10 protein-coding genes and 4 pseudogenes are annotated in these 12,124 nt (G+C 68.8%); 6 read left to right on the top strand and 8 right to left on the bottom strand.

Annotated features, from left to right (window positions below; translation table 11 throughout):
* Positions 1 to 244: 244 nt before the first annotated feature.
* From AB0H57_RS31735 to AB0H57_RS31725, 3 genes and pseudogenes are all read right to left on the bottom strand, one after another.
* Positions 245 to 538 (bottom strand): annotated as a pseudogene (locus AB0H57_RS31735) (integrase core domain-containing protein); the annotation flags it as partial.
* 248 nt (positions 539 to 786) lie between these two features.
* Positions 787 to 1,116: a hypothetical protein gene (locus AB0H57_RS31730; RefSeq protein WP_357512353.1), complete on the bottom strand. Its 330-nt coding sequence runs from the start codon at positions 1,114 to 1,116 to the stop codon at positions 787 to 789.
* Positions 1,116 to 1,394: a hypothetical protein gene (locus AB0H57_RS31725; RefSeq protein WP_357512352.1), complete on the bottom strand. Its 279-nt coding sequence runs from the start codon at positions 1,392 to 1,394 to the stop codon at positions 1,116 to 1,118. The genes AB0H57_RS31730 and AB0H57_RS31725 overlap by 1 nt, the downstream gene beginning before the upstream one ends.
* 83 nt (positions 1,395 to 1,477) lie before the next feature.
* Here AB0H57_RS31725 and AB0H57_RS31720 point away from each other — a divergent pair, with 83 nt between their 5' ends.
* Positions 1,478 to 2,389, top strand: coding sequence for a TIGR03619 family F420-dependent LLM class oxidoreductase (locus AB0H57_RS31720; protein ID WP_357512351.1), 912 nt, complete (start codon positions 1,478 to 1,480; stop codon positions 2,387 to 2,389).
* A 16-nt stretch (positions 2,390 to 2,405) separates the two neighbouring features.
* On the opposite strand, the gene AB0H57_RS31715 is transcribed toward AB0H57_RS31720, so the two are convergent.
* On the bottom strand, positions 2,406 to 2,840 hold the full coding sequence (locus AB0H57_RS31715; RefSeq protein ID WP_357512350.1) for a TIGR03668 family PPOX class F420-dependent oxidoreductase: 435 nt from the start codon (positions 2,838 to 2,840) through the stop codon (positions 2,406 to 2,408).
* A gap of 111 nt (positions 2,841 to 2,951) precedes the next feature.
* On the opposite strand from AB0H57_RS31715, the gene AB0H57_RS31710 reads away from it, so the two are divergent.
* Entirely contained in the window at positions 2,952 to 3,401 is a 450-nt protein-coding gene (locus AB0H57_RS31710) for a VOC family protein (protein WP_357512349.1), read from the top strand.
* Between the two features lie 97 nt (positions 3,402 to 3,498).
* Positions 3,499 to 3,849, top strand: coding sequence for a PRC-barrel domain-containing protein (locus AB0H57_RS31705; protein ID WP_357512348.1), 351 nt, complete (start codon positions 3,499 to 3,501; stop codon positions 3,847 to 3,849).
* A 144-nt stretch (positions 3,850 to 3,993) separates the two neighbouring features.
* Here AB0H57_RS31705 and AB0H57_RS31700 read toward each other — a convergent pair whose 3' ends face one another.
* From AB0H57_RS31700 to AB0H57_RS31690, 3 genes and pseudogenes are all read right to left on the bottom strand, one after another.
* Positions 3,994 to 4,383 carry a hypothetical protein gene (locus AB0H57_RS31700; RefSeq protein ID WP_357512347.1) on the bottom strand — a complete coding sequence of 130 codons (390 nt, stop codon included), beginning with the start codon at positions 4,381 to 4,383 and terminating at the stop codon, positions 3,994 to 3,996.
* 1,008 nt (positions 4,384 to 5,391) lie between these two features.
* A pseudogene (locus AB0H57_RS31695) lies at positions 5,392 to 5,988 on the bottom strand (hypothetical protein); the annotation flags it as partial.
* Positions 5,989 to 6,087: 99 nt separating this feature from the next.
* Positions 6,088 to 7,482, bottom strand: a complete 1,395-nt coding sequence (locus AB0H57_RS31690) for a hypothetical protein (RefSeq protein ID WP_357512346.1) — start codon at positions 7,480 to 7,482, stop codon at positions 6,088 to 6,090.
* 343 nt (positions 7,483 to 7,825) lie between these two features.
* Between AB0H57_RS31690 and AB0H57_RS31685 the strand changes: the two genes are divergently transcribed.
* Together AB0H57_RS31685 and AB0H57_RS31680 are read left to right on the top strand one after the other, a co-directional pair.
* The gene (locus AB0H57_RS31685; RefSeq protein ID WP_357512345.1) at positions 7,826 to 10,372 is read left to right on the top strand and encodes a helix-turn-helix domain-containing protein; all 2,547 of its coding nucleotides are present in this window, start codon (positions 7,826 to 7,828) and stop codon (positions 10,370 to 10,372) included.
* Between the two features lie 263 nt (positions 10,373 to 10,635).
* Positions 10,636 to 10,890, top strand: a pseudogene (locus AB0H57_RS31680) (hypothetical protein); the annotation flags it as partial.
* 178 nt (positions 10,891 to 11,068) lie between these two features.
* Here the strand turns inward: AB0H57_RS31680 and AB0H57_RS31675 are convergent.
* A complete protein-coding gene (locus AB0H57_RS31675) occupies positions 11,069 to 11,512 on the bottom strand; it encodes a hypothetical protein (RefSeq protein WP_357512344.1) in 444 nt (147 codons plus the stop codon).
* A gap of 219 nt (positions 11,513 to 11,731) precedes the next feature.
* On the opposite strand from AB0H57_RS31675, the pseudogene AB0H57_RS31670 reads away from it, so the two are divergent.
* A pseudogene (locus AB0H57_RS31670) lies at positions 11,732 to 12,124 on the top strand (IS5 family transposase); the annotation flags it as partial.

Raw genomic sequence — 12,124 nt, 5'->3', positions numbered from 1 at the left:
GCGCGGTCGACCGGGCTCGGGCCGCTTTTTTGGGCCACGTCTTGCGGCCCGCACATGGGAGGAGTCGATCACGGCGCGGGACCAGTCGAGCTTGCGCTCGGGCTTGGGCAGCAACGGCTCGATGCGATGCCACAGCCCGTCCGGCACGATCCACAGCGGCTGCTCACCACGCCTCGCGGCCCGACATCGTAGATCATGCTCTACAACGGACAAGCCCAGAGAACATTTTGCTAGGAACTCTTGGTCACGCGGCCTGACTGGCTGGTGGGTGCATGATGGTCTCGAATTCAATGGGGGTCAACCGGAACAGCGATCGCAGTGGTCTGCGGCGGTGGTAGGTCCGTTCGGTCCAGGTCACGATCGCGATCCGTAGTTGCTCGCGGGTGGCCCATGATCGGCGGTTCAGGACGTTGTTCTGCAGGAGGCCGAAGAAGGATTCCATGGCGGCGTTGTCGCCAGCGGTGCCGACGCGGCCCATCGATCCGACCATGTGGTGGCGGTTGAGGGCTCGGATGAACTTCCGTGACCGTAATTGGGCGTACTCGGCGCGGGGGTACGACAGCCGGCCGCGGCCGGTGTCGGGGTCGATGTCCGCGGGGGCTTGGGCGCGACGCCCGCCGACCGGGGCGCGGCGGTCGGCGAGGTACACCGGCCCGGTGGTGGCCTTGCAGCAGCCGGGCGGTCTTCCCAAGCAGAGTCGCCACGTTGTCCTCATGACCAGCAGATGAAGTACTCGCCGGTGGAAGTAGTACTGGTCGGCGCGCCTCCTCTTCATCCGGGTCGCGGTCAGATCCTGATGATCGAACCGTCTCCGTCGGGTTCCCCCGACGGAGACCTGGTAAGCAGGCGTTCGGTCAGCAGGGTGGCGTACAGCCCCGCCTTCGAGAGGGCGGGGTGGTCGGCCGGCCAGATCCGGCGCCGGTAGCGGTACCGGCGGCCGCGGAAGCGCAAGGTCGCCGTTGCGTAGGCCGAGTCCGCTCCGGCGGCCGGCTCGTATTCCACCTCGAGCGTCTCCAGGGTGGCGGTCCAGTCGGCGAGGTCGCCGGCTACCGCTTGCCGGGCCGCTCGCACGAACGCGTCCACGTACGCGTCACGGTCGGCCGGTGGATCGCTCATCACGGACAATTGTGCACCGCGCTGGTGATGCTCCCGACAACAACCTCGCCGAGACCGCCGGCCAGCACGATGCGAGCCGCCGTCACGGTCAGCCCGTGGTCGGCATCGTCGCCCGGTCGTTGCTCGTTCACGACCAGTTCGGTTCCGTCGGGCAGCCCACGATCGAGTTGCGCGCTGTGGGGATGTGCTGAGGTTGCCCGCGCCGCATTGACGACCCTGCGCGAGGCGGTGAACGCTGAAGACCTCCGGAACCTCGAATTCGAGCTGCCGAAGGACATCCGGCGGCTGCTTCATCCGGTGGGCCGCAGCGTCGGCGCCTGAACCGAGCCATTTCCTGGCCCGATCCGGGTACGGTGCGCGGGTGGAGGTTGGATTCGCCGCGCCCGTCTCCGGCTCGTGGGCCACACCGGAGAGCATGATCCACGTCGCCCGCCGCGCCGAGCACCTCGGATACCACTCGCTCTGGACGTTCCAGCGTCTCCTGGTCCCCGCCGACCTCGGCTGGAGCGAGACCTACCACAGCGTCCAGGACCCGCTGACCACGCTGGCGTTCCTGGCGGCCCACACCACGCGGGTCCGGCTCGGCGTGGCGGTGCTCAACATGCCGTTCACCTCTCCGGTGCTGCTGGCCAAGCAGACCGCGACCCTCGACATCCTCGCCCGCGGACGGCTCGACGTGGGACTCGGCCTCGGCTGGGCGGACGAGGAGTACCAGGCGACGGGGGTGAGCAAGCATCGGCGGGGCCAGCGGGCCGAGGAGTTCCTCGCCGTTCTCCGCGCCCTCTGGCAGGACGACGTCGCCGCACATCGCGGCGAGTTCTACCAGGTCCCGCCGACGCGTCTGGAGCCGAAGCCGGTGCAGCGGCCACACCCGCCGATTCTGCTCGGCGGCCAGGCGCCCGCCGCGCTGCGCCGGGCTGGCCGGCTCGCCGACGGCTGGGTCAGTGGCAGCCAGGCGGACCTGACGGACATCGGCGAGGCGGTCGCGACCGTCAAGGCCGCCGCGGCGGAGGCCGGCCGGGATCCCGGCTCACTGCGATTCGTTTGCCGCGGCGCGGTCCGCGTACGCCCGACGGGCCCGGCCGAGCGCGAGCCGCTCACCGGCACGCTCGAGCAGATCCGGTCGGATCTCGGCAGACTCGCCGAAGCCGGCATCACGGAGGTGTTCGTCGACCTCAACTTCGATCCGGAGATCGGCTCACCCCGCGCCGACGCACGGGCGTCGCTGCGCCGGGCCGACGAGGTGCTCGACGCCCTCGTTCCGAGCCGCTGACACCCCCGACCGGCGCTCACCCGGTCGGGTCGGCTGCCGCGTCCGCCGCGGACCACGCCGACCAGCCGGTCACCGCTACCGCGATCACCGGCCCGGCTGGTGGCCGCTGGACGTACTGCGGGTACTTGTCCGCCAGCGCCGCGCGGGCCGCGGCCTCCTCCGCGCGGTCCTCCACCAGCCGGCCGTGCCCGTCCAGGCGGACCCACCACAGCCGCGACCAGTCCTCGTCGTACTCGTCGACCAGCAGGCAGGCATGCCCCGTCGCCCGGATGTTCTCCAGCCGGCGCAGCCGCCGGTGTCGCTTGGGCTTTTCGTCCACCGCGTGGTAGACGACATCGTCGAGCAGCGCGAAGCACACGGGCACCAGGTGCGGACGTCCATCCGCTCCGACGGTGGTCAGCCGGGCCACCCGGGCCGACCCGACCCGGTGCCGGATGTCGTCGGCGGGCACGGGCCCGACGGTAACAGCCGGCACCCGTCATGGTGACTCGTTGTTGCCGTGGGGGTGTGTCGGTGCTGCAGGCGGGTATGCCCTGCCGACCTGAACCCCGGGGGAGGCGTGATGGCGAGCGAGCCGCCCGACTACTTCCAGCCCGAGGCTGGGCTGGTGCTCACGCACCTGCTGATCGTGCGGGACGTGGACCGTTCCCGGGAGTTCTACCAGCGGGTGCTGGGCGCGACGGTGGTGCGGGAACGCCAGCCGGCGATCCTGCGGTTCCACAACAGCTACATCGTGCTCAACGACGAGGGTGGTCCGACCGACGACAAGCCGGGTGTGCAGGCGAAGGCGCCGCCGGATTCGAACACGCTCAGCAGCGCGATGAACGTCCGGGTCACCGACGTCCGGGCGGTCTACGAGCAGTGGCGGTCACGGGGTGGGGAGTTCCTGACCGAGCCCAAGGATCATGGCGTCGAGATCCGGTGCTACCTGCGCGATCCGGACGGCTATCTGATCGAGCTCGGTCAGGGCACCGGGATCCTCGCCGAGATGGGTCGGGCAGGCTCCGCCTGAGCCTGACGATCGGCGCCCGCCGGCAGCCCTGGTCGCGGCCAGACCAACCATCGTGATCGGGCCCCCTGGTGATCAGGCGACAGGTACCGTGAACGTCGTGGAGGATCTCGGCGCGAAGGTCTCGTACCTCGCGCTCGCCGTCGGCACCCGGGTCTACGACGTCGACTCGGCACCCGTCGGCGTGGTCGAGCACGTGCTCGCCGACGAACGGCAGGACATCTTCCACGGCGTCATCGTGACACCGCCCGGGCCGGACCAGTCCCACCGCTTCGCGCACCGGGAGCAGATCGCCGACCTGTACGAGCGGGGCGTCGTGCTGTCGGTACCCGGTGCCGAGATGCGCGATCCGGGCGAGGACCCGCCGGCCGGAGTCGTCGAGGAAGCGGCTCACGACTCGGTGCAGGCGGACCTGCGCCACGCCTGGCAGCGGCTGAGTCGACCCAGCTGAACCGTGCAGCCGGAGTTCAACCGCCACCTGACCCCTTGGCGTCATCGTTACGTCAGCTCCAGCGAATCTGGATCTGTGATCGCCACTGGTCGACGACGTCGGATCGGCCCTCCCTTGTGATCTCGTCCGCCCGGTTCCAGAGGCTCAGGTAGACCTGCACTGCGGTGCCGAGAACACCGCGTTCGCCCGCTTGGCCTCGATCGGGGTCGTCACGAATGGGCCTTCGCTTATCCGTACCGTCCAGGCATGACCGGTGTCGTCGGTCCTCACCATCACGGTGTACGGCTCGGCCGTGATGAAGCCCGCCAAAAGCTCAATGAGCCGCCAGAAGTCGGGCGCCGCGCCTGCCGGCACCGCGAGCACCCTGCCGCCCCTGGTCGATGCGCCACCGACGCCCGATACGTCGGACGCGTCACGCATCATGCCGAGCACCTCCTCGGGCGCGGGGCGGGGTCCGCCGAACGGCCCCGGGCCGGTGGCCCAGAGCCCGGCGACCACCACGACGACACCGAGGCCGGCGGCGTCAAGCGCCACCGGCCCCCTTGCTCGAGTGTCGGTCACGTGAATTCGGACTCCGTAATGTGCTGGCTGCCGTCCGTCAGGGCCACCGTCAGCTGGCGTCGGCTGCCCGAGCAGGACCGCGGGGTGTCGACCTTGAGATGGTACGACCCGAGGGTCCAAATCCGCCGGTAGTCGGCACCGGGCACATCGGAGGTCGCCAATGCAACCGCCGACTCGCCCGGCCTCTCACCGCCGACCGTTTCAGTACGGGTAGGGGTAGGGGGCGTCGTCGCCGTAGTCGAAGTGCTCGTCGGCGAGTTCGCCGCTGACCGTGTGCTTCAGGTGCCAGCGCCAGACCCGGTTGTCGTAGTTCTCCACGATTCCTGGCTCGGTCGCGGCCGTGTTGCCGTTCCAGTTGCCGGGTACGGGGTAGGTGCCGTGGCTGCCGTAGTCGAACTGCGTGTTCGCCAGGCCGTCGGAGACCACCTGGTCTTCCAGGAACCACCGTCGTGGCCCGTTGGTGTCGTCGACCACGCCGGCGGTCCAGTAGCGGTCGCCGTTCCAGTCACCGGTCACCGGCCAGGTGTTGGAGTTGCCGTACCGGAAGGTGTGGCTGACCGGGCCGCCGCTGTTGGCGTTGCGCAGTTCCCACTTCCAGGCGCCGTTGTCCTTGGACACGACGCCCGGGGTAAAGGTGCCGTTCTTGTCCCAGTCACCGACCACGGGGATGTTGTCCTTGCCGCCGTAGAGGAAGCTGTAGTCGGCCTCGCCGCTGGTGAGGGAGTCCTTGATGTACCAGCGGAGGGAGTTGTTTTCGTTGGCCACGACGCCCGGGGTCCAGTAGCCGTCGCCGTTCCAGTCGCCAACCACCGGCACCATATGGGTGTTGCCGTAGCGGATTACCTCGTCCGCCGCTCCGCCGCTCTGCGTCCGCTTGATGTGCCATTCCCACACCGAGCCGTCGCGGCGGACCACCGCCGGCGTGAACTCACCGGTCTTGAACCAGTCACCCGCCAACGCGTACGCCGATTGGGTTTTGCTCCGCCACTGCTCCACGGTCTCTCCTCGGAGCACGCTGAGCAGCGCCTGCTTGTTCTCCATGCTGTTCACCTTGTCCCGGTCCTCGCTGAGGTGGATGTGCCACAGGTGCGAGGAGTCCGACGACGACGAGCGGTTGTACCGGAAGTCCCAGCCCTCCACGGTGGTGTCGGTGTCGGCCTGGCCGAAGAACTCTCGCCATCCATTCAGTCGGGGATCGCTCGAGTCCTTGCCCGAAGCCAGCAGGCGGCTGGAGAAGCGGGCGATGTTGGTGTAGTTCGAGGTCGCGTTCTGCACGTCGGCCGGAAGGATCTGGTCGGCGTCCGGGTCGACCTCGCTTGGGGCCAGCGCGAGACTCTGGGCCTCGGGGAATGTCCAGTCGTAGGCGGCGGCCTTGTCGGATGGGCCACCCTGGTCCTCGGCGTCGCGGACGGAATAGTTGCTCGGATCGTTGGCCGCGCGGGTGTTGTGATAGCCGGGCTTGTTGGCGTAGATTCCGCCGTTCTGCGAACCTGGCTGGAGCTTCAGCAGCTCCTGCATGAGCCACCAGGAAGCGTCGGTGATTCTCGCCGGGTTCGGGTTGTCGGCGGCGCTGGCCGGGCCGGCTGCGGGCAGCATGGCGATCAGGGCGGTAAGGGTGGTCGTGGCGCCGAGCAGGCTCCTGCTGAGGAAACGTCTACGCATCGTCGTGGCTCCAGGTCAGTACGGGTAGGGGTAGGGGGCGTCGTCGCCGTAGTCGAAGTGCTCGTCGGCGAGTTCGCCGCTGACCGTGTGCTTCAGGTGCCAGCGCCAGACCCGGTTGTCGTAGTTCTCCACGATTCCTGGCTCGGTCGCGGCCGTGTTGCCGTTCCAGTTGCCGGGTACGGGGTAGGTGCCGTGGCTGCCGTAGTCGAACTGCGTGTTCGCCAGGCCGTCGGAGACCACCTGGTCTTCCAGGAACCACCGTCGTGGCCCGTTGGTGTCGTCGACCACGCCGGCGGTCCAGTAGCGGTCGCCGTTCCAGTCACCGGTCACCGGCCAGGTGTTGGAGTTGCCGTACCGGAAGGTGTGGCTGACCGGGCCGCCGCTGTTGGCGTTGCGCAGTTCCCACTTCCAGGCGCCGTTGTCCTTGGACACGACGCCCGGGGTAAAGGTGCCGTTCTTGTCCCAGTCACCGACCACGGGGATGTTGTCCTTGCCGCCGTAGAGGAAGCTGTAGTCGGCCTCGCCGCTGGTGAGGGAGTCCTTGATGTACCAGCGGAGGGAGTTGTTTTCGTTGGCCACGACGCCCGGGGTCCAGTAGCCGTCGCCGTTCCAGTCGCCAACCACCGGCACCATATGGGTGTTGCCGTAGCGGATTACCTCGTCCGCCGCTCCGCCGCTCTGCGTCCGCTTGATGTGCCATTCCCACACCGAGCCGTCGCGGCGGACCACCGCCGGCGTGAACTCACCGGTCTTGAACCAGTCACCCGCCAACGCATACGCGGCGGGCGGGTTCCATAGGGCGTTGACGATGACCTGTGCGTCCGAGGCCTGCACCTGGTACTTGTCGGGATACGCCGAGACCTGCACGGCCTGGCAGACCTCCCCGATGGGGGCGCTGGCCCAGGAGTTGTTCGGGTAGAGCCGAATCATCTTGTCGAGGAACGCGTTGGTAGCCCAGGTCGGGTTCAGCCGCTGTTCTCGGGTCCCCCACGACGCGCGCTGCTGGAACAGGCCGAGGCTGTCGTGGTCGACCTCCACGCTGATGTTTTGCAGGTGGGTCTCCACGATCACGGTGGCGATCGCGATGACGCCCGCCCGGGAAGCCAGCCCCCGCGCCTTGACCGCCTCGACCACCTTTCGAGCACAGGACACCCGGTAGGCGGTCATGTAGCCTCGCATGTCCGACGTCAACTGCGAGTTGAGTTGGGTGGCCAGAGCCCCGTCGTTCGCGGTGGGCCCGTTGGGATCGCAGGGAGCCGTCTCGTACGCGGTGGTCAGCGGCGCGAGCGCGGGCGGCAGGTCCGACTCCAGGTCGGGCGTGACGGCGAATGCCGGAGCGGCAGTCGCCGCCACTGTCGCGGTCAGTGCCACTGCGGCGACGAGCAGCCACCCAACCGTCTTCCCCCTCATCGGGGATCTTCCATTCACACGAACCTCCAGTTGTGGTGTGGTCCATAGCGGACCGGTTCGAGCAGTGATGTGCCGAAAGTGGCTGGACGTCGACTAGACGAAAATGCCTGCCGGCGGCTCGCCACCCGGCTCGGCGGTTGCCTTCGGGGCGACGAGGCCGACCATGCGGCTGGCGAGTCCTGCCGTCGCGCGGGTTATGGTTGCCTCCTCCATACCGGCCGTCCGATGTGGATCGGCAAAGTCAATTGAAGTCGACGAAAACCTGAGCGCACAGGACGTTGGACCCGACATTTGGCCGAACGTCTGATACCGTCTGCCACGGGATCACGGGGAGGCCTTGAGCTTGGGCGACGCGTTCGCGGTACTGCTCCGGCACCACCGGCTAAACCGTCGGCTCACGCAGGAAGCGCTCGCCGAGCAGGCCGGAATCAGCTCCCGTTCGATCGGCGGGATGGAGCGTGGCACCGGACGGGGGCCGCGCCCGCATACCCTCGAGCAACTCGCAACGGCGCTGAAGCTGGCCGGAGCCGAACGGGGCGAGTTCGTCAACGCCGGTAGGGCCCTCTTCCTGGCCAACCGCGTTGGCCGATCCAGCCACAGGGCGCTGCCGGCCGACGTACCCGCGGCCGGTGTGCCGCCCCGGCAGCTGCCCGCGAATATCCCCGACTTCGTCGGCCGCGGCGATGAAGTCACCCTGCTGCGCAAGGTGCTCGATCCGACCGCACCCGGCACCCGGGTGGCAGTCATCTCCGGGCCACCGGGCGTGGGGAAAAGCGCTCTGGCGGTACACGCCGCTCATCGGTTCGCGCACCAGTTTCCCGACGGGAATCTGTACGCGTCTCTGCGCGGGGCCACCGCAAAGCCGGCCGATCCGGCCGACGTGTTGGCTCAGCTGTTGCGGTTGCTCGGGGTGGACGGATCATTCCTGCCTTCCGGGGTGGACCCACGGGCGGGCCTGTTCCGGGCCCGGCTGGCGGGACGCCGGGTGCTGCTCGTGCTCGACGATGCCGACGGTTACCGGCAAATCGAGCCACTGCTTCCGCCCGACGGCGCCGCGGTGCTGGTGACGAGTCGCTTGCCACTCACCGCTCTCCCGGGCGTAGCGGCCATTGACCTACGTCCGCTGCCGGGACCGACCGGCCTCGAACTGCTCGGCCGAGTGGCCGGCGTGGAACGTGTGCGAGCCGAACCGGCGGCCGCCACCGAACTGGTCACCGCCTGCGGCGGGCTGCCGCTGGCGGTCCGGATCGTCGCGGCCCGGCTAGCCGCACGACCACACTGGACGGTAAGAACGCTCGCCGACAGGCTGGCGGACGATCGCCGCCGCCTGGACGAGCTGCGGCACGGCGACCTCGCCGTGCGCCCGGGGCTGCAAATGGCCTACCGGACCATCACACCGGTCGCCGCCCGGGCCTTCGCGCTGCTCGGCGCGCTAGGCATCCCATCCTTCCCGGCGTGGCCGGTGGCCCGGTTGATGGACATCGGACCGGCCGAGGGTCTCACCGCCCTCGACGAGTTACTCGATGCCCAGCTGCTGGACGACCTCGGCCCGGACCAGGCCGGCCAGCCGCGCTACGGCCTGCACGACCTGACTCAGCTGTACGCACGGGAGCGGTGTGACGCCGACGTCAGCCAAGCCGAATGGCTAGCCGCGCTGTCGCGCGTCGCGGACGGCTGGTTGGCCCTCGCCCGACAGGCTCAGGACCGCCTGCACTGTGAGCGGCTCCATCTCGACGACGGGGCCGATCCGGTGCCCATCGCCAATCAGCGGGCGGTCGCCGTCGCAGCTAGTCGGCCCGTGGAATGGTTCGAATCTGAGCGGGATCCGCTGGCGATGCTGGTGCAAACGTGCGCCGCGGCCGGCCTGACGGCTACCGCACGACGCCTGGCCGGCTGCAGTGCGGACTTCTACGAGCTGCGCGGCTACTACGACGACTGGCGACGATCTATGGAGTCGGCTCTGGTCGCCTGCCGTCAGGCCGGCGACGATGCGGGCGAGGCCGCGATGCTGCGTGGACTCGGCAGCTGCCTGATCGAGCTAGACGACCTGGATGGGGCAGTTTCGGCCCTGCGCCGAGCGCGCGCACTCGCCGAGGAGATCGGCGATCCGGTTGGCGCAGCGCTGGCTCGCAAGGACACAGGTTTCGCGATGGGCCTCGCGGGTTTACTCGAGGAGGCCGAGGCGGAACTACGCGGCGCGGCTGAAGAGCTGGGCCGGGTCAGCCGGAACCCGAACAGGGCCCTCGCGCTCGCCAGCCTCGGATTCGTGCTACGGCAACGGGGCGATACCACCGCAGCGGTGGACCACATCCGCTCTGCACTGGCCATCGCCCGAGCGTGCGGTGACCGGTTCACCCAGGCGTACGCATTGCGTGTCCTCGCCGGTGCGCTCCTGGCCTCTGGCCAGGCTGCCGAGGCGGAGCGGGCGGCCCGCCGAGCGGTACGCCTGTTCCAGCAGATCGACGATCCGATCGGCGCGGCGCAGAGCCAGCGGGCGTTGGGTGAGGCCCTGGTGCAGGACCCGGGCCGGCTGGCCGAGGCCGAGCAGGCGCTGACCGCGGCGGAGGACATCTTTCGCGAGCGGGAGCACCGTTGGGGTCTGGCTCTGACCGAGCTGAGCCTCGGCGAAATCGGCGTGCGCGTCGATGCCGCCGGTGCGGTCGAGCGACTCCGACGATCCCTGCAGTACTGGATCGAGAGGGAAGTCCCGGCCCTCCAGGCGCGCGCACTGGTAGCCCTTGCCGCGGCGGAGGACGCGGACAGCCCCAACACGCGAGAACTGCTGATGGAGGCGTACCAGCTCTACCAGGACCTGAAGGTGCCGGCCGCGGCCGAACTCGGGATACGGCTTGGACTCGTGACGGACCAGGACTCCGCACAGGATCGTTGAATCACCACACGGACAGCCCGATATGGCCGTCTCTCATCTACGCAACCCCCCATCAGAGACAAGTCGTACAGCACTTCCGTGGACGCGACCGATCGTGAGAAGGTCTGGACGAAAATTTCTCGGCAAGCGTTTCGCCGGGGAGCTGGCGGTGCGTTCGCGCCGTGGCAAGACCAGCCGCGAGACCGCCCTACCTGATCACGTCCCTGCCCGCCGCCGACGCCCAGCCCGCCGACCTGCAGCACTGGGCCAGCGCAGAGTGGTTGATCGAGAACCAGGTCCATCGCGTCAGAGATGTCACGTTCCGTGAAGACCAACATCAGGCCCGGACCGGCACCGGCCCCGCCGTCATGGCCACCCTGCGTAACACCGCGATCGGCTGGCACCGCATCAACGGCGAACCCAATATCGCCCGCGCCACCCGACGCGCCGACCGACGATCAGACGACCAGACGACCAGACGACCAGACGACCAGACGAAGGGGCGGTGGAGTTGTCAGCCCCTCGGGTCGCGCCGTTGAGAACAGCCAGAAGGTTACGCAGACAAGGTTCTCGGCCAAGCGCGGGATCAATCCGCGTTCGCCGCAAATCCTCTGTCGATGATGGTGGATCGGACGGAGGTGTCGTAGCGGTGGTTCATGGTGGCCTGCTCCGCATCTCGTTCGACTGAACCGACACGACGCTGTCCCGCCTCAGCCGTCAGGCGTCCACGGGCCGGTCGGAGTGGTTGCGGGCGGACATGCCCCGGCGCGGGGCGATCGACGCGACCGCCGCCGCGCCGAGAACGAGAGCCGGAATCACGAAGTAGATTCCGTCGCCGAGTCCCAGGAGCAGGCCCCAGGCGAGCATCACCAGCGCACCAAGCGCCGTCGTGGCCGCGACGGCGCGACCTGCCAGGTCGGCGACGAGGGGCAACACGGCCGCGACGATCGGCACGCCCAGCAGGTAGCCGGTGGCGGCGCCGCTGTCCGACACGGTGTCGGGCAGCAGGGCGACGGCGATGCCCAGCGCCACCCCGAGGGCGACCAGTCGCAACGACCGGCCGAGGGCGTGCGGCGTGGCGCGCCGGCGGCTCAGGTAGAGGATCGCCGCCACCGTGACGAACAGCGCGAGCACTACGCCGACAATGACGGCGAGATTCATGACGACTCCTCGGTTCTGATGATCTCGGCGACCCGAGTCTCATTCACCTCAACCGGCCACCGCTTCCGCAACGAATCGGTGAGCTGAGGTAGGCGCTCCTCCTGACGATGCGCAGGCACGGCCGACTGCACTCGGTAGGATATCCTTCACTTGGAGTTCCTAACTAAATGATCTGTGGGTCTGTCGTCCGTTGTAGAGCGTGATCTTCGATGTCGGGCCGTGAGGCGTGGCGAGCAGCCGCCGTGGATCGTGCCGGACGGGCTGTGGCAGCGCATCGAGCCGTTGCTACCCAAGCCCGAGCGCAACCCACGGCATCCGGGCCGCAGGCGGATCCCGGATCGGCAGGTGCTGTGTGGGATCTTGTTCGTGCTGCACACCGGCATCCAGTGGGAGTTCCTGCCCCAACAGCTGGGGTTCGGGTCCGGGATGACCTGCTGGCGGCGGCTGGAGGAGTGGAACCGGGCGGGGGTGTGGCAGCGGCTGCACGAGCTGCTGCTGGCCGAACTCCAGGCAGCCGGCAAGCTCGACTGGTCCCGCGCCGTGATCGACTCCTCCCATGTGCGGGCCGCAAGACGTGGCCCAAAAAAGCGGCCCGAGCCCGGTCGACCGCGC

The organism is Micromonospora sp. NPDC050686, from assembly GCF_040654475.1.
GTDB lineage: Bacteria > Actinomycetota > Actinomycetes > Mycobacteriales > Micromonosporaceae > Micromonospora.
The sequence above is the reverse complement of the archived record's forward strand: the minus strand, read 5'-3'. Positions and strand labels throughout refer to the sequence as shown.